At 56.2% G+C, this 17734-nt stretch carries 10 protein-coding genes; 2 read left to right on the top strand and 8 right to left on the bottom strand.

All coding sequences use genetic code 11. From position 1 onward, the window contains the following. Window positions 1–41: 41 nt before the first annotated feature. From Poly21_RS05730 to Poly21_RS05715, 4 genes are all read right to left on the bottom strand, one after another. On the bottom strand, window positions 42–1199 hold the full coding sequence (locus tag Poly21_RS05730) for a right-handed parallel beta-helix repeat-containing protein (protein WP_146405959.1): 1158 nt from the start codon (window positions 1197–1199) through the stop codon (window positions 42–44). 155 nt (window positions 1200–1354) lie between these two features. Continuing rightward, window positions 1355–4957, bottom strand: coding sequence for a PVC-type heme-binding CxxCH protein (locus Poly21_RS05725; RefSeq protein ID WP_146405958.1), 3603 nt, complete (start codon window positions 4955–4957; stop codon window positions 1355–1357). A 116-nt stretch (window positions 4958–5073) separates the two neighbouring features. Further along, window positions 5074–6087: a Gfo/Idh/MocA family protein gene (locus Poly21_RS05720; protein ID WP_302117700.1), complete on the bottom strand. Its 1014-nt coding sequence runs from the start codon at window positions 6085–6087 to the stop codon at window positions 5074–5076. 384 nt (window positions 6088–6471) lie between these two features. Then, window positions 6472–7926: a Gfo/Idh/MocA family protein gene (locus Poly21_RS05715; RefSeq protein ID WP_146405957.1), complete on the bottom strand. Its 1455-nt coding sequence runs from the start codon at window positions 7924–7926 to the stop codon at window positions 6472–6474. Window positions 7927–8410: 484 nt separating this feature from the next. Here Poly21_RS05715 and Poly21_RS05710 point away from each other — a divergent pair, with 484 nt between their 5' ends. Then, window positions 8411–8932: a hypothetical protein gene (locus Poly21_RS05710; RefSeq protein ID WP_146405956.1), complete on the top strand. Its 522-nt coding sequence runs from the start codon at window positions 8411–8413 to the stop codon at window positions 8930–8932. Here Poly21_RS05710 and Poly21_RS05705 read toward each other — a convergent pair. Then, window positions 8888–10093 (bottom strand): trans-sulfuration enzyme family protein, encoded by a 1206-nt coding sequence (locus Poly21_RS05705; RefSeq protein ID WP_146405955.1) that lies wholly within the window; start codon window positions 10091–10093, stop codon window positions 8888–8890. The two genes, Poly21_RS05710 and Poly21_RS05705, sit on opposite strands and share 45 nt — an antisense overlap. Before the next feature lie 248 nt (window positions 10094–10341). Here Poly21_RS05705 and Poly21_RS05700 point away from each other — a divergent pair, with 248 nt between their 5' ends. Further along, window positions 10342–11679: a hypothetical protein gene (locus Poly21_RS05700; protein ID WP_146405954.1), complete on the top strand. Its 1338-nt coding sequence runs from the start codon at window positions 10342–10344 to the stop codon at window positions 11677–11679. 46 nt (window positions 11680–11725) lie between these two features. On the opposite strand, the gene Poly21_RS05695 is transcribed toward Poly21_RS05700, so the two are convergent. The 3 genes from Poly21_RS05695 to Poly21_RS05685 all read right to left on the bottom strand — a co-directional run bounded on the left by Poly21_RS05695 (window position 11726) and on the right by Poly21_RS05685 (window position 17573). After that, entirely contained in the window at window positions 11726–13153 is a 1428-nt protein-coding gene (locus Poly21_RS05695) for a DUF1501 domain-containing protein (protein WP_146405953.1), read from the bottom strand. A gap of 27 nt (window positions 13154–13180) precedes the next feature. Next, window positions 13181–16498 carry a PSD1 and planctomycete cytochrome C domain-containing protein gene (locus tag Poly21_RS05690; RefSeq protein ID WP_146405952.1) on the bottom strand — a complete coding sequence of 1106 codons (3318 nt, stop codon included), beginning with the start codon at window positions 16496–16498 and terminating at the stop codon, window positions 13181–13183. 154 nt (window positions 16499–16652) lie between these two features. Beyond that, window positions 16653–17573 carry a DUF1571 domain-containing protein gene (locus tag Poly21_RS05685; protein WP_146406895.1) on the bottom strand — a complete coding sequence of 307 codons (921 nt, stop codon included), beginning with the start codon at window positions 17571–17573 and terminating at the stop codon, window positions 16653–16655. Window positions 17574–17734 lie beyond the last annotated feature (161 nt).

Genomic DNA, 17734 nt, shown 5'->3' with positions numbered 1-17734 from the left:
CGGTTCGCAAGGACCGCCCTGCCCTGCCCCGGCAGATCCAATCAGTTTTGATCACCACGTCGCATTTCACCGTTGTTGTTGATCAAGATACGTTGGCAGTGACCCTCTTGGCGAACAGACTCAGTAGCCAGCCTTGAGAAGAGGTTTCCCGAAATGACGATGCCTTCGCAATCTTGCAGGAGGACACCCGTTGCTTCGTTGGGGGTCTGCTCGGTCTTCGATGACTCGTCACTACGTTTTTGCAGTGGTTTGCCATCAGGATCGTTGCCAATCCAGGTGTCACTGAAGTTATTGGCACTAATCGTGATGCTGGCGGATGATTCGCGAACTGCGATCGCCGCATTCTTCACAATTGTGAACGTGTTCGCCGAAATCGCACATCCGTGAGCGTCGCGTAAGTCAATCCCACCGCCAAAATCATGGGCGATGACATTGGCTGAAACAGTCGTTCCATAGCAATCGCGATCCAGGACAATGGCCCATCCTTGGCACTCTTCGATCATGTTGGACGCAATAACATTGCCATACGTATTTTCGATCACCAACCCATCGCCGAGATGGTCGTCTAAATTATTTCCGCTCATGGTGAGGTTAAACGAATCGATGCAGCGAACGCCGTCCTGGTTTTCTTCGAACTGGTTGGCTGACACGATAATGTCGTGACAGGCTTCGATTTGCAAACCAGCGTGTTTGTTATATGTAAACAAATTGTTGCTGATCCGTGGGTCTTCATAGCAATAGTGAAGTTTCAGCCCATCACCGCCATGGTAGCTGCTGGTCACACCGTGGACGAAGATCTCCTCGATATAGCGGGCTTCGATTCCCGCTCCACTTTTATTATTTCCCGTGACGCGCAGATTGGCGAGGTTGACTCGCCAGAGACGCTCTTTCGGTGGAGTGGATTTACTCGCATAGGCTGGGTTCTCGATCAAGATCGCGGGTTGACCATCCGTATTTTGATTAATGATATGAGTCGCTGTGCCATCTCCCACGACACGTGTGTCGCCGGTTTTGATGCGCAGTGGCTGAGTGATCTCGTACTCGCCTGCGGGAATCCGTAGCACACCGCCTGCAGACGGAATCGCATCGGCAGCTGCTTGCAGCGAGTCGTACTTGCTGGCGTCGATCACGAGCTGCGAATACGCGGGACTGGCGAGGAGCAATGCCAAGGCGATGGACAGCAGAAGACTTTGAATCATGTCGGTTCTTTTGTGAGTGGGAAGGCCGTTTGACGTGGTCGACTAGAGTTGCACCAGCGACGGCAGCATGCCGCGACAGGATTCATTACCCAGTGATGACGTGCCGCCTGTATTGATCTTTAACAAGTTAGCGGCCTTGTTCTTTGGCAATCAATTTAGTTGCTAATAGGTTGTGAGATTCGCAGGTAAGCGAAAAAGTCGCGTAGTTGTTCGTCGGTGAGCTCATCGAGCAACCCGTCTGGCATGAGGCTGCGACCGACCGGTTCGATCAATTCAATGTCGTCGCGTTCGACGCGGATATCCTCACCCGACTTTCCTCGCAACGTAACAATCTGATTGTCTTGGTCGGTTAAGAATCCGGTCAGGAGGCGACCATCGAGTGTCAGTAGCGTAACCTGCTCGAACCCTTCTCGAATTTCAGCGCTCGGTTGTACGACGCTCGATAGTAAAGTGTCCAAATTTCCTCGTTGGTACGGCGTCAAGTCGGGGCCGACGTTACCGCCTTTGTGGAATAGCCGGTGGCAGGCGGCACATTGTGTCATGAAAATGGCCTCGCCTGCGTAGGGGTTCCCAGTACCATCTTCGACCACCGCGCGGATTCGCTCGATCTCCCTTATCGATTCCGCTGGGTTGTGCTCTTGGCTCGCTCCGAATTGCTCCACCGCGAGGCTGGCTATTTTCGCATCGCCATGCCGCCTGAGTTGCTCGACCACGTCGCTCGGGATGGCATCAGCGGCAATTTTGCCAGTCGAAATGGCATCGATCATCTGGCGCGTCCACGCGGTGCGGCTGAGGAGGCAATCGAAGACGGCGGGGCGAACCTCGTTGGCGAAGGTGCCAAATTCGCTGACCAACCGCTCACCAATCGCCGGCTCTTCGAAGACCGAAACAGCTGTCAGCGAGGCTCGCTGGAGCTCTGGGTCGGTGGCGGAGACCGATACGTCGAGCAGACTTCCTAGCGCCTCGTGTGCCTTGACCTCGCCGAGGACTCTCGCGATCACAATTCGCGTCTGACTGTCTGCCTCGCGGTTTCGCAGCAACCCAATCGCTTCGTCCCGGGCCGATTCATCACCCAGACGCACATTCAATTCGAGCGATGAGCGACCGCTGTCGACCAGTGCCCGGACAAGTTGGTCAGGCAGCCCCACCATCCGTCGCCCGGCGTATGCGAGCTCAAAACCCGCGAGCAATGCGTCCGTTTGTGCTTGCCCGTCGGCGAGTTCCAGCAATCGGGCACACTGTTGCAAGTCATGGTTGCCACCTTTGAGGGCGAGTCCATTCATCATGCGCGAAAGGATGTGTTTGACGACCATCGGTTTGCGGCGAAACGCAGGGTCTTCGAACATTGCCATGATCGCGTCGCGATCCCGATCGAGGTTGTTCTCGAGTACCCACCAACACAGCAGCGGTACGTACTTGTCATTAACGTCTTCGTCATGAGCCAGGACAGCAGTCACTAAACGCAGCGCTTGATCGACAGGCAGCCGACGCGCGGATGCCGCAATCTGAGATCGGACTTCGGCGTTGTCCTCGATTTCGGTCTGGGCCAGCATGGCGGCGAATAGGTCATCGGCGACCCGCGTCGGATCGTCTACCGCCGGCCCACCAAGACTGTCGGTCAATCCAATCACGGTTCGTTTGTTAGCGAATCCAACATCGTCGCAAATGAATCGAATGGTCCAGTACCGGAGCAGGGGCACGTCGTGAGCGACGCCTGTCAAAGCGGTCTCAGGGTCAAGACCGAACCCTTGATATAGTGCCCACAACGCCGCCAACGATTCGTGGGAACTGCCGTCGATGACGAGTTGGCGCAGTTTCGCGGCCGATGTCGGATCTTTTCGCTCACCCAATAGTCGCACGGCGGTATGTCGATGCCAGCGATTGGGGTGATCGAGTAGTGCAATCAGCTCGTCGGTGTCCTTGGCATCTAGATTCAGGTCGTTCTCCAGTGGTTCGTCTCGGCCGCGTAAGCGGAAGATGCGTCCCGTCGTGGGATCGATCTGACTTTGGTAGTGCTGGCCGTGGGCGATATACTGCTCGTAAAAGTCAGCAACCAGGATCGAGCCGTCGGGCGCATTGGCGATGTACACTGGCCGAAAAGCGGGATCCTCGGACGTCAGGACTTTTTCGGTATCGCTGGTCGTGAACGTCGCCCCATCAACGAGTCGTTTGCTGGCGATCACAAAATTGTGTAGTGGCTCGACGCTGAAGAACGTGTCGTGATAATTCGGCGGCATCGCGGTCGATTCGACCAGCGTGGCGAAGTGTGTGAATCGTGGAATGGGCTGTTCGTTGGCAATGTAAGGCAGGTGTCCGAAGGCGAACTCGTTTCGGACGGGGCCAAATTTGTTTGGGGTCGTTCCCTGCATCAGGTGCAACCCGCCTTGGAGATAATGCCAACCGCGTGTTTGGCCGCCGTTGTTGCCTGTGAAGAGTCGTCCGCCGGAATCGACCTCCAAACCAAAGTTATTGCCACCGCCTTCCGAGAAGATCTCGAATCGATGGGTCTCGGGGTGATATCGCCAGACCATACAGCCTTGAAAATAAATGCCTGGATCGTCGGGGGCATCCATCCCAGGTCGGGTAACGTGACAGCTCGTCGTGCTCCCTTGGGCACCGTAGAGCCATCCATCCATGCCCCACACCAAGCCGTTGGCGACCGAATGAGAGTCTTCCAGTCCAAAGCCTTGGAGATGGACAACGGGAGGCCCATCGGGCACATCGTCGAAATTCGCGTCGGGATAAAACAACAGATAGGGCGTGTGCATGACCCACACACCGCCACGCCCGCGAACGGCCGCATTGGCCATATTGAGTTCATCTTGAAACACGGAGTGCTTGTCGTATTCGCCGTCGCCATCAGTGTCTTCATGGATCGAAATCACGTCGCGGCCACGGTCATGATGCGGTGGCGGTGGCGGTACACGATCGTAGTGTGAGCGATAGTACTTGTCCCGACTGATCATCTTCAGGCCTGCCGGATACGGATACTGACGGTACTGAGCCACCCACAGTCGCCCGCGGGAGTCAAAACTGAAGTGAGTCGGCTGGGCAACCAATGGCTCACTGAGCATCAACTCCACCGTCAGGTCCTCCGGTGTTTTCATCGCCGCCAACGAATCGGCGGGAGACATTTTTTCACCGTGGACCAGCGTGTCGGCTTCCCCGAGGACGCGATTCGACTCATGAAACGAGTCAAATGCCGAGGTGGTGGGCTTCGTCTGCACAGCACCAGCGAATTCGGGTGGATCCTCGCCTCGTCGAAACTCCCAGTCGCCCGCGAAAACACATTCCCAAAAGTAGTTCATCACAAACGGCGCCTCGGAGAGGAAGCCACCCTGCTCTACCGAACCATCTCCGTCCGGGGTGTAGACTCGCACGGTGAGTTCGTTCCATTGGTCAGGAACCAAGCTGCCCGAAGGTATTTTATAGCGATGGTTTCCGGCTCGGCCATCGACATACTCCGGTGGAAAGGATCCCCCGCCGCCGATCTTTGTACCGTTGAGATAGACTTCGTGAGCCCCAGGGAGATCGCGAATGTTGAGGATCACCGATTCTCCGAACAGGTCGCGTTCATGTTGAGTGAAGAACGTTGGATGTGGTTTGAACCAGGTTCGGTACCACGCGTTGCCGGTGAATTCCTGGCCGCCGGGAACAGACACGGTTTCCCACTCCGCTGCCATGGCTGGCGAGTTTACGCCACACAATGTGCTTAACAAAAATGCGATTACGAAGCGGATGGAAGCGTTGCTCATCATGTATCAATTCTCAGTTATAAATCGTAGGATGGAACCTTCGTCACGTCCGGGTCGCACTTGCTCGCTCAGGACCATCGTCCTGAGCTACGTTATCATCCGAGCACCGATCTCTCGCCCTATTTTTCAGCGGCCAAGCTTCGCGCTTTCTGCATCACGCTGTCGAGTGTCACGGGAGCACCACCACGGCGTTTGCTCTCATCGGCAGCTTCCATGAACGCAAAAATCTCTAAAGTCTGTTCCGGTGTTACCGGTGGTTCGCCTGTCTTGAAAAAACGAATGATCTCGACAATCAATGGTTCATAGCCTTCGAACGCACCTGCTTGAACGATTCCTTGGGTACCGAAGACGGTCGCTCCGTAGCCACGCTGGCCGTCACGGATGCCGCGGAACGTGCCAATCCGTCCATCCTGCCAAACGCCCACACTCATGTCGGTTCCTTTGGTATGGATGCGAGATACTGAAACGCAGCCACTGCCCATAATGGTGAATAGCGGTTCAACGCCATGGATACCGTACCAGAAGAAATCAGGATGATGTTGTTCGAGCGTACAGGGTGCGTATTGATCACAACCCACTACCTCACCCAATTTCTCACGCTCACCAATGTTGACTGTTTTGGGCGCGAATCGGAGCGCGGAACTGGAGAAGCATTTCACTTGATGAAGTTGAGCTAAGCGGAAGATTTCGATCGCCTCAGCAAGCGAACCGGCGACTGGTTTATCAATGAAGACTGGTTTACCCGCCGCAAAAACCTTGTTCGCCTCGTCCAGATGTTTACGACCATCAATGCTCAGCATCAACACCACATCGACTTTCGGCAACAGATCATCGATCGAATCAACAATCTCGACGCCGAGGTCCGCGATCGGTTGAGTGTTCGCTGCGATGCGTTCCATGCTTTCTGGGATATCGGTACTGCCGCCGGGAAAGCCAGCGACAACTTTCATCTCAGCTAGCTCGCCGGTTGTCTTGGGATCATTGATGATTTGCACCCATGGCAATGCGTGAGCGTCCATCCCAATGATGCCAGCCCGCAATGGAGTCGAAGGTCGCTCCGCGATCGCACGATCGACTGTGCCGACCAAAGAACAGACCATGAAGAGTGCGAATCGGATTGAATGGGAGTCCATGGTGGTTGCCTAGTGAGATGCGACTGCGTGATCCGTGAATTCAATGCCAGCGTCCTCCGTGTCAGCACGGGATGAGCGCGGCTGCCGCCCACCGCCGTGAGCGATTTTATTAAACGCAGGATGGGAGCATCGTCCCGTCCGCGACCATTCTTCTGCACGCTCGGGACATTGTTCCGAGCTACAAATCCAGCAAAACACCGCACGAGAATCGGTCACGGCGTTAGCTGTCGCCCGTACGGGGCAACGCGGATAAGGGTAACGTAGACCGGGAACCTACGTCCCGGACCAAGCGGGCTCGTCGCGGACAGGACCATCCGTGGTTGCTAAAAAATAGATACGGCCACGCGCATGACAGTCGCGGTGCAAGCAACTGCAAGCAAAAAATCAGGCGCCGCCAGCGGGGTCTTTTCCATCGACCCAAGGCCCACCGTACTTCATGTATTCGGGGTCCGATTGCGTACTGCCGTAGTCACCGGCATTCCAGCCTGGAATGTGTGACGGCGGTCCTCCTGCCAGCGACCGGGCTTCCCATTTGGCGGCCCAGCCGGGGTCGACATCCGAGATCTTGCGATCATCGACAAAGTACACTTTGCCCTTGCGATAGCTTTGCGCTCCTAGGTTCACGACTGACATGGCAGCTGCTCCTAGATCCGGTTGGTTATTGCACATCGATGGGTCGTTCGCTTCACAGGCGTCGAGCCAGTTCGCAAAGTGTGCCAAGGTAGTGTTCTTCACCGGTTTGGTGGTGATGCGTTCAGCTTCCTGACGGACGTGTGTGACGGGACCCCGCTCGGGGATGAAGTCGAATCCGTCAAAGCCCTCGCCATTTCCGAATGCGAACGTCCCGTAGTGACCGCGAATCAATTGGTTAACGCGTGATTCTTCGTTGCACATGGTGGCGGTGACCAATCCTTGGACGCCCTCATTAAAGTCAGCCGCGACGGTCGCGACGTCAGGCACACCGCGCCCGTCGTACTCAAGGAAAATCCCCCCAGCACCGACAACTCGTCCGGGGACTCGCAGGCCCGTCGCCTTGAGCATCGAGGTGGTGCGGTGCACGAACAGATCCGTGAACATACCGCTTCCGAACGGCCAAAACCGACGCCACTGCTTATAAACTTCTCGGTCGAACGGCATGCCTTCGGCCAGATCATGTTCACGCCCGAGCCAACGGTCCCAGTCAATGGACTTGGGCGTCATGTCCGGAGTGAGTTTGTAGTAACGCCACTGCCCCACATCGGAATTACGGAAGTATTCCGTCTGGAATCCCAGTACCTTGCCAAGCTTGCCGTCGCACAGAAGTTTGTTCACCTCGTTCCAAACAGGCAGACTGGTCGATTGCACGCCGACTTGCATCACCTTGCCACTGGCCCGCCACTTGTCTTCAACGTCGAACGCTTCCTCGACCGTCTTGGTCATGGGTTTTTCGCAGTAGACGTTCAGTCCCGCAGCAAGCGCGTCAATGGTCTGTTTGTGGTGCCAGTGATCCGGAGTACCGATGCAGACGGCATCCAAATTCTCCTTCTCGATCATGTCACGATAGTCAACATAGCGGCCTGGATCAGTGCCCGTCTCCTTCTTGATATGATCCGCGACGCGGTCGCGTTGGACCTGAAAAACCTCCGCAACACCGACCAAATCAATCGCCCGCCCCGCCGCATGGAGTTCGCACAACGACTTCACATGGGCACCAAAGCCACGGCCACCGGGGCCGATGAATCCAATTCGCATCCGCTCATTGCTGCCCGCAGCGGCCGAGGCTGATTGGGCTGAAAGTGTGGAGGCACCGAGGGCCGCCACGGTGGCTGACGTTTTCAAGAAGTTTCGTCGGTCGGTCATGTGAACAGTTTTCAATGAAGGTTGGCGAGATGGGTGAACGCCGCGGATGCAGCGTTGCGAGGGCTCGCTAGCATAACCGTCCGGTCGTCCGATTACAAATTTTCATACTGCCGTCGTAAGCAGGTACGCACAAGTAATTCGGTGAAACCACGTAGCAGCGTCTCTCCGAGACGCTGAGAGTTGCGAGTCTCGGAGAGACTCGCCTACGTGAGTTATACCGAAACATTTCCCCCGACCTGCTTAAGTGTATCTCGATCTGCATACGCCGAGGCGAATCCCCGATTGCCTAGCCACGACACCACAAGTAGCTGGGACTTGTCCTCAAAATCGATGGTTTTTGCTGTCATTGTCCGTCTGGGGTACCAACTTCTCAGACAACCAGCTCGAAAGATTCTTAGTCCTGTTGGAAAATGATGTAGATCCCCACGTCCGCCACACTTCTAGGCTGGGTTTGCCAAACGTCTTTCGATCGGGAGATACGGTGATGCATGGGGCCGCCCGATCGCAATTCTCAACACAATTTCTCGAGGTGATGAAATATGGCGGTGTCCCCACGGCGCCAGGCAGACACGGTGACACCGTTTTACACAAGATTATCAGAGCTGGGGTGCGAAATGCGGATGAACGAATCGCGGCGGCAGTCGCCGAGGGAGCGGATATCAACGCGATCGACCATTTGAAGGCGACACCCATTGAAACTACCGTAGGGCGATGTGGACAATACGACTTAGCTCTATTTAAGACTTTGCTCGTATCGTCAATTTGTATTCCAGCGTCAACCTGGCGTTCAGCAGCTGGCAACGCCGTGCTAGGGAGATTCTTCTGGTCGCTAAAACATGGGTGGACCAAGTCTTCAGCCCTTCACCAAAGCAATCTAGAAAAGCAATCTGCGGTGTCCGCCAGCCGCGGGCTAACGCAGTCACGGGCGTTGAGCGGTCACGGACGGGACGATGGTCCCATCCTACTTGCTCAGAGCCTGATCGAGGTCGGCGATCAAGTCGGCTGAATCTTCGATGCCGCAGGACAGGCGAATCATATTGTCGTCGATGCCCACTGCCTGGCGTTGCTCGGGCGTGTAGTGCAGATAGCTCATCACCAGCGGCTGCTCAATGAGCGACTCGACACCACCGAGGCTCGCTGCGATCCGCGGTATCGTGACCGCATCGACGACTTGGGAAGCCTCCTTGCCGTCGGCGTCTTTGACCGTGAACGTCATCAGTCCACCGAACCCGTTCATCTGTTTCGCTGCCACCGCATGGGTAGGGTGCGATGGAAGGCCAGGATAGTAGACACGACCGACGCGGGGATGGTTTTCTAAGAACGTGGCAACAGCCATTCCGTTTTCATTATGCCGAGCCATCCGCAGTGCAAACGTCTTGAGTCCCCGTTCGAGCAGGTACAGACTGTGCGGCGAGCAGACGCTGCCGAGGTAACCGCGGAAGTCCCGAACCGGCTTGAGCATTTCACGGCTACCGCAAATCACGCCAGCCAACAAATCATTGTGTCCGCCAAAATACTTCGTCGCCGAGTGCAGGACGTAGTCCACACCATATTCAATTGGCTTGACGTTATAGGGCGTAGCTAACGTTGCATCGATCAGCGTTTCGATCCCGTGAGTTTTGCCAACGGCCGCGAACTTTTCGAGATCCACGCAGGTGAGATGCGGGTTGGTGGGCGACTCAGACACCAACATTTTGGTGTTGGAAGTGATCGCGGCTTCCATGGCGGCAAAGTCACCCGTGCGGACTTCGCGGGTGACGATCCCATAACGAGACAAGTGATCGGAGCAGAACTCACGACTGCGGTGGTAGCACTCATCAAAAAAGATGACTTCATCGCCGGCGGACAACTGGCTCAACAACACCCCTACCACGGCGGCCATGCCGCTGGAGTAGAGAATTGCATCCTCGGCGCCTTCGAGTGCAGCCAGCTTGGCTTCGACGATCCGTTCATTCGGGTTGCCATAGCGGGCGTACTCGACGCGATCGCTGCGGCCCTCGACGAATTCGATCAGATCATCAGTGGAATCGAAGGCAAACGTCGACGCCCCGTAAATAGGGCTCGCGAGAGCCCCCTCCGAATTCTGATGCCGCTCGCCGCCATGGACGCTACGAGTGGAGATGCCGATTGATGGGGTGGAATGAGTTTGTGCAGAATTGGTTTTCATCGTAATGGCTTTTTAGCAGTGAGGCTGCAAGCGGCCGCAAATCCCTACATGTTTGCGAGCCAAATTTCTTGAGAAACTTGACCAGAGTGAATCGCAGCTTAGCGATGGGCATCGGATTGGGCAACTGGTGGATTTTTCGCACTCACATGACGTACAATGCCAGTGGTTTGAAGAAATGGGGTGCGTTCGAGTGAGCGTGCTTGCCGGGGGGTTCGATTTGAACGCGTCAGTCGCAGTGGATCGTTTTGATGATATTACTTGAACAACGCTGGCTCGCGTGCACCATGTTGCTGTGTGCTGTTATTGTGCCCGCCAGCCAGGTGCCCGCGCAGGACACGCCCGCTCAGGCACCGGCTCCCGCGCCCGACACGGTGGCGGACATCCCCGAGCCGGCGAGTGTTTCGGCCGCTTTAACGCAGCCACACCTAGCCAGTGACAAGATCGCGGATGTGTTCCGAGCACAGACCCAGACGCCGGCTGTGGCACAACAGCCTCGCAGCGAAGCGGCCCCTGACGGTGTGCCCTCGGCGGGTGCTAAGGCGACTCCAGACGAGATTTCTCAGTGGGTCGATCAACTCGGCAGGGCAGAGTTTGCCGCCCGCGAGCAAGCGACCGCCAAGCTGCGAGCGGTCGGCAAGCAGGCAATGCCGGTATTGCAAAAGGCAGCCCAGGAGCATGCAGATCTCGAAGTCCGGATGCGGGCTGGCACCGTTGCCGATGGGATTGCGGGCAACGAGACCGCTGGCCGCGTCGATGCGTTTCTCGCTGGAAAGGACGTATCGATGGAGGGCTGGAACGTGGCCCGCAAGATCCTGGGCGATGGTATTCGTGTTCGCGAATTGTACGTGGAGATTTTCTTGAGGCACGAAGCTGCTGCTGCGGCCTTGGAAGGATCGACGAAACAGCGAGCCGAAGCGTTCCGCGCCACCATCATCGATATCCAACGAGGTATGTTTGTCGAACATCGCTTGACCACCGAAGCCGACGTGATCGCGCTATTGTTGCTCGCCAATGATCAGGACATGCCCATCAGTCGCGTTGAAGAAGGTGCACTGTTCACGACCATGCGGCGTGAAGCCACAAGCCGACTGTTGATCGACGCTCAGCTGTCAGGATTGTTTCGCGCCTTGCTGGGTGGCTGGGTCACACGTTCAGATGTGAGCAACCGACAAGACATGCTGTGGTTTGCCATTAACTGCAATCTGGATCAATCGTTGCAACTGGCGTTGGAAACGTTGCAAAAATCGACGGACCCGCCCACGCTCGCGATGGCCATGCAAGCGATTTCGAGATTCGGCGACAAAAGCAATATCAGCGATGTGGCCCAGTATCTCGATGACGAGCGAGCGGCGAGTGAGGTGCAATACTTCGGTGGCAACGTCATCGAACCTCAACTACGTGATGCGGCAATGGCAGCTATCGTACTTTTGAGCGACCGACAACTCGCCGACTACCACCTGGATCCGAATGCGATCCACGCCAATTTCGGTTTCATCGTCCAAGCGATCGGCTTCCCCGCGGAAAACAACGAACTGCGGTTGGAAGCGATCGAGAAAGTCAAACGAGAACTCGTGCCGGCGAAGTAGATCGTAGCTAGGCGGCGGTTCCGGTCCGACACTCGGGACAGTCCGCTCAGGCGATGATGTCCTGAATTACCCTGCCATGAACGTCGGTCAAACGGAAGTCTCTGCCAGCGTATCGATAGGTGAGCCGTTCGTGATCGAAACCCAGCAAATGGAGCATGGTGGCGTGTAGATCGTGAACGCTGGTCGGGTTTTCTACGGCTTTGAAACCGAACTCATCGGTGGCACCGTGGACCGTACCACCCTTGATACCTCCTCCAGCCATCCACACCGTAAACCCATAGTGATTGTGATCACGGCCAAGTTTCGTCTGCCCGTTAGCCCCTAGCTCGACCGTGGGCGTGCGTCCAAACTCGCCGCCCCAGAGCACCAAGGTGTCCTCCAACATTCCACGCTGCTTGAGGTCGGTCAGCAGCGCTGCGATCGCGGGATCCAATTCCCCCGCCAACCGGCGATGATTGCTCTCAATATCGTCGTGGTTATCCCAGGGCTGCCCCGCACCATGCCATAATTGAACATACCGCACCCCTCGTTCGAGCAAACGCCGAGCGATCAGAGTTTGCCTGCCATGCACACCATCGCCATACATCGCTTGGGTAGCCGCCGTTTCATCACTGATATCAAATGCCTCCCGAGCTTCATGCTGCATCCGGAAGGCGAGTTCATAGGAGTGGATGCGCGCGTTCAAACGCTCATCGACATGCAGGGCGTGATGCTCGGCATTCCACTTAGCCAATAGATCAAGTTGTCTTCGTTGGTCGCCACGACGAATTTGGGGATGCTCAATATTCTCCAACAATCGTCCCAGCTCCCGATGCTGGGAATCGATATACGTGCCTTGATAGGCGCCCGGCAGAAACGCGGATTGCCAGTTTTCCGTATCCTTGATCGGTAGCCCACCGGGACACAAGGAAATAAAGCCTGGCAAATTCTGGTTTTCGGTTCCCATGCCATACAGTACCCACGCACCGGCGCTAGGCCGTGTCTGAGCTGAGTCGCCACAGTTCATCAGCATCAAGGATGGCTCGTGGTTGGGAACTTCGGCCACCATTGACCGAATCACCGCAATGTCATCCATATGCTCGGCGGTGCGTGAGAACAGATCACTGACCTCAATCCCCGATTCACCGTATCGCTTGAACCGGAATGGCGAAGGGAACGCGGCCCCAGTTTTTCGTTCAGTCGTCAGTGTTTGCGACAGAGGTTTACCAGCATGTCGGGCAAGCGCGGGCTTGGGATCAAACGTGTCCACGTGCGACGGCCCTCCATTCAGAAAAAAATGAATGACTCGCTTCGCTTTGCCTGGGAAGTGAGCAGGCCGCACCGCGAGCGGCTGAGCATTGCGATCGGGAACATCGACCGGCAGCGGTTCTCCCATCACCCGGTAACCATCGCTCTCCAACACCTGCATCAAACCCAGCGCCCCCATCCCGAGACCGCCTCGCTGCAGAAGCTCACGTCGATTGAGTTCAAACATACCGAAAACTCGTCTTCAAAAAGGAGGCTAATGAACGAACAGGAACTCGTTGGTGCCTAACAGGATCTGCGTCAATTGTTCCCAAGCTGACAATGGTTCGCTGTTGACCGTGCCGAAATCGGCTTTCGCATCCCACACAAGATTGGCGGGATGCGACGAGGAAGTCCCGTCATCTCCTTTCTCGCTAACGACAATTTCCCAAGAAAACTGATCGTAGCCCAGGTTGTCACCGATATCGACCAGAAAGTCGACCGTTTGTCCCGCGGCCACCAGCAGTGCGTCGACATTCATCTTTGCGGATTTTTGATGCACGGTGGCTTGGGAGACGACGCCTGCCGGGACCGACGATGTCACGATAAATGCGCGAATACCATCTCCTTGGGGCGGCTCGTGCATGATTTCCGACTGAATCTGGATGTGCATGTCATGGGGTGCAGTCCACCGCCGGACCGCGGCGTGGGTACGATCATTTCCCGGGTGCCCGCCCGACTCATTGAGCTGTACCCACCCGAGTGCCGGGTCGGGATATGCCGGGCCGCCCTGCCATGCTTGACCACTGAAATGAGGCAGCTCTGTAAAATGCTTGACGACGCTGGACGCTTCGTCCAATTTGCCATACCCATAGCTCCAATCCGATGCGGTAGGTGGTACATCGCCCTGGGTGTGCGGGTCTGTCGAAGTGACGAAATGCAATGCATCGCTTCGCTCACTGGGCGTCGGTGGGCGAAGCAAGACCGTTTGAAAAAGCGCTTCGACGCGGTCGTCTGGGGACGCGATCGCCTCGACACTGGCTGATATTGCTCTGGCCCGCTCCAACACAAGTGGATGGTTGAGAAAAAACAGCGATTGTTGCGGGACCGTCGTTTCAGAACGCGTCGCTATCGAGAGATCTGGATTGGCAAAGTCAAAAGCGCGGAGCAAGCCCGGCAGGAACTGGCGATCGACGACGCCATAGATCGCCCGGCGTTGCGAGAATGGCGACTTCCAAAGCGTATCGACCGGTTTGCCACCGATGCGAGAATCAAGGTCGTCGGTCACGGATAGGAATGAATCCCGCATCTCCTCAAGTGTCAGGCGTTGAGGTTGCCAATGCCACAACCATCGATTCTCAGGATCAAGCCGCCGGGCCGCCGGGCGGACGGTCAAATCCTCGCAGCCCTGATCGGATTGGCGAAAGGTGGCTGACAACAAAATGCGACGATGCAGTTCCTTCAGACTCCAATGGTTCTCGATCAATGCCGTGGCCAAACTATCCAACAACTCAGGATGCGATGGTGGTGAAGCCCGAAGTCCGAAATCACTGGGCGTCGCGACGAGCGGATGTCCAAAATACTGACCCCAAACGCGGTTGACGATCACCCGCGCAGTGAGCGGATTTCCCGGTTCAATGATTCGTTGCGCTAATTCCAAGCGGCCGCTACCACGCGAGAACGGTTCTGGGGGTTCCGACGAAAACAACGACAAAAAGTGACGCGAGACGGCATCCTGTTTGCGCAACGGGTTCCCTCGCCGGAAAACCCGCGGCTGCACCGGAGTCGTTCGGTCGATCAAGATCCTCACGCGCTGGTCGTTCTCTTCCGCCTGAATGATCCAACGATCGACTTGAGCTTGCAGTCCCCACAATTCCTGAGTGCTGTCAATGTCCATCATCAGCTCAATTTCCACGATCGACCCCGGCGGGATCTCACAGGGAGAGTTTGAACCCTGCCGTACTGCGATCAGTGCGGCGTCCAAGTCTTGTTCCGGAGCGGAAAATAACTTGCCGTGGATTTCGACCATTTCACTGATACTCTGCGGTGGGTCGACGAACGCTTTGGCGACCAATGGATGGACCTGATCCGCTGCCGCGTTCTGTAGCTCCGCGCTGATCAATTGGGATTGCGCGATGAATTCAGCTTCGGAGAGGTCCGCCAACGGCGCGAAGCGATGCCAAGCGTAAAAAACCGGATCGTTCTGTTCCTGGGCGTCGCGCAGATACTCCTTCCAACGGTGAACGACGGTGGGCAGTAAATCAGACTTCTGAAAGAGCTGGCCGAACGATTCATCTGGATATTCGTCCAATTCAAATTGAGCCGCCAAATAGTCTGTAATCCGCTGGCGGACGCGGTCGGCACACTCCTGCCGGACCTGACTCATACGACTGTCATAGGCCTGCTGGCGCTTGTCCAACTCAGCGACGTAGGCAGGATCGAGGGTGTTGATATCACTGATAGATTGCTCCCGTTCCAAACAACTATCAAATACACCGTAAAGCGAGTAGTAGTCCGCCGTGGGAATGGGATCGAACTTGTGATCGTGACAGCGAGCACACGCGACGGTCAGTCCCAACATCCCTCGCGTTAGGACGTCGATGCGGTCATCAATAATGTCATGCTTGACCCCGAGAAAACGGCGACCCAACGTGAGATAGCCCATCGCGGCAAGATCTTGTTGCGATGAAGCGACCTGGTCAGCCGCCAACTGCATGAGTAGAAACTCATCGTAAGGACGGTCTTCATTGAAGGCGTTGACGACCCAGTCTCGATAGCTCCAGGCATGTGTCCAAAAACGTTCTTCTCTCGCATACACGTACCCCTTGGAGTCTGAATACCGAGCGATATCCAACCACTTCCGCGCCCAATGCTCGCCATATTGAGGCGAGGCAAGTAGCCGATCGACCAAGCGAGCGTAGGCATCCGGTGCAGGATCCTCTACAAAACGTTCGATCGCGTCGGAACTTGGCGGCAACCCTGTAACCGCGTAACTTGCCCGGCGAATCAGCGTGCGTCGATCCGCTTCGCGGGCCGGAAGCAATTCCTGGGACTGGAGCTTATCAATCACAAAGGCATCGATGGTCGTTCGCGGCCATTGCCGGGCGAAGCGACTCGACCCACTCGGCAGAGATGGTATCTCCGGTGAAACGATTGGCTGAAACGCCCAGTGGCCTTGAACTGGCTTACGGTCGTCATCGATCGCCGCAGAGGTCGGCCAGTAGGCCCCGTTGCGAACCCAGTGCGTGAGCACTTCAACTGATTTCTCGTCCAAGGGATCATCTGGCGGCATGTCGAGCCCACCTTCACGACGAATCGCCCGGATGAGTAGGCTGGCGTCGGGATCCCCGGAGATTACGACAGGTGCGGTATCGCTCTCTTCTGCGATACTGGTCCAAGAATCCAAACGCAGGCCCGCGAACTGTTTTTCGGAGCCATGACATTCACTACAATGGTTGACCAATACGGGGCGGACAAACGTTTCGAAAAAACGTTCTTCCTCCATCGCGGCAGATCCCGTCTCTTCCGCCGAAGCTCCGACGGTCAAAACGATAATCGCAAGACAACCAGTCCAACAACGGATTGCGGCGGACATAGGGCGGGAACTTTCTAGGCGGGAGCGTGAACACTATCTCCCACTATAACAGTTCTCCGTCTGCCAACACCGTCTTCCGGCAGCCCACCCACACCAGCTCAGCTAGCGCGTTGCTACTTTCTCTCGACGGACATCGCCGCCCATCGACGGTCCGTTACGAATAAAAGTTGTAATCTTTATTGGTGGGATCGAAGTCCGCGTCAGTCAGGCCGACGTTGATTTTGAGGTTGAGGTAGTTGTATTCCTCGATTACCTCACCTTGGCCGCCCGGCTGATCGGGCCAGTGGTATGCGACATATCGAATCGGCATATTCAATTGATCGTCCATGAACACCTGAGCTTGGTAGAACTCGGCGTCAGGTCGCTGCGTCGGCTGGGTTACCTCTAGCACGGTGCAAACGCGATCTTTCAGTTTCGCTCCTTTGCGGAACTCACACGTGACGTCTTCGTGCCGCATCGCCTTTTCACCGCGTTCGATCAGCTTCACGATCATTTTCTCAACGCCGATTTCAGTCAGCGGATAGCGTTGACCACGCATGGCCAGCATCCCGTCAACGGGCAGATTGACGGTCGGCAAGAACCGTCCTTTAAAACCACCCTCATGCGCCACCAGCTTTCCGTCATTGCGGTTCTCGACGTAAATCACCTCACGGCCTTTGACCGCAGCCGGCTTCAGGAAGCCGATGTAAACGCTGAACGGCTGGATCAGCTGACCACCGGATACCTTCCGATTGCGAACCTTGATCATCATGTATTCATGCTCACCCACCGTGCCACCAATTTGCTCGCGTTTGACCAAGATAGCAGTGTAGTCGCGAACGTCATTGCGGGAGATTTCAAGTGACTGCCGCGCCATTTCCAGACCTCGGCGCAGGGCAGCCTTCCCCGGTTCGTCTTGGGGGACGGATGCCTTCGGTACCGATGGGGCGTTGGCAACGCGGTGGACGGGGTTCGCCCATTCAGGATGCTCTCCCGGCGTCTGTGCGGCAACGCGTGAGGCGATCGCATTGGAAATCAGGCCACCGGTAAGCAGCCCCGTGCTCAATCCAAGAAATTGGCGTCGTGGCGTTTTCATCATATCTCTCTTCAGCGAAATCCGTTGCTGTCATTGCGATTCATCGGAATCAACTGATCCACGTTCGACGAATCTGTAATCCCTTACCTATGACATCGGCACTCGAAACCGGCGACTCCACCGCACGGACCGGATGCCCGCAAGACTTCGCAATTGTCATA

The organism is Allorhodopirellula heiligendammensis (assembly GCF_007860105.1).
Taxonomy (GTDB): Bacteria; Planctomycetota; Planctomycetia; order Pirellulales; family Pirellulaceae; genus Rhodopirellula; species Rhodopirellula heiligendammensis.
Note: the sequence above shows the minus strand (reverse complement) of the source record. Positions and strands in the feature narration are given on the sequence as shown.

Coding starts and splice junctions, on each gene's coding strand:
- Poly21_RS05725 (WP_146405958.1), bottom strand. CDS start 4,957: ATGATGAGCAACGCTTCCATCCGCTTCGTAATCGCATTTTTGTTAAGC.
- Poly21_RS05700 (WP_146405954.1), top strand. CDS start 10,342: ATGATATTACTTGAACAACGCTGGCTCGCGTGCACCATGTTGCTGTGT.
- Poly21_RS05705 (WP_146405955.1), bottom strand. CDS start 10,093: ATGAAAACCAATTCTGCACAAACTCATTCCACCCCATCAATCGGCATC.
- Poly21_RS05695 (WP_146405953.1), bottom strand. CDS start 13,153: ATGTTTGAACTCAATCGACGTGAGCTTCTGCAGCGAGGCGGTCTCGGG.
- Poly21_RS05690 (WP_146405952.1), bottom strand. CDS start 16,498: ATGTCCGCCGCAATCCGTTGTTGGACTGGTTGTCTTGCGATTATCGTT.
- Poly21_RS05710 (WP_146405956.1), top strand. CDS start 8,411: ATGCATGGGGCCGCCCGATCGCAATTCTCAACACAATTTCTCGAGGTG.
- Poly21_RS05730 (WP_146405959.1), bottom strand. CDS start 1,199: ATGATTCAAAGTCTTCTGCTGTCCATCGCCTTGGCATTGCTCCTCGCC.
- Poly21_RS05685 (WP_146406895.1), bottom strand. CDS start 17,573: ATGAAAACGCCACGACGCCAATTTCTTGGATTGAGCACGGGGCTGCTT.
- Poly21_RS05715 (WP_146405957.1), bottom strand. CDS start 7,926: ATGACCGACCGACGAAACTTCTTGAAAACGTCAGCCACCGTGGCGGCC.
- Poly21_RS05720 (WP_302117700.1), bottom strand. CDS start 6,087: ATGGACTCCCATTCAATCCGATTCGCACTCTTCATGGTCTGTTCTTTG.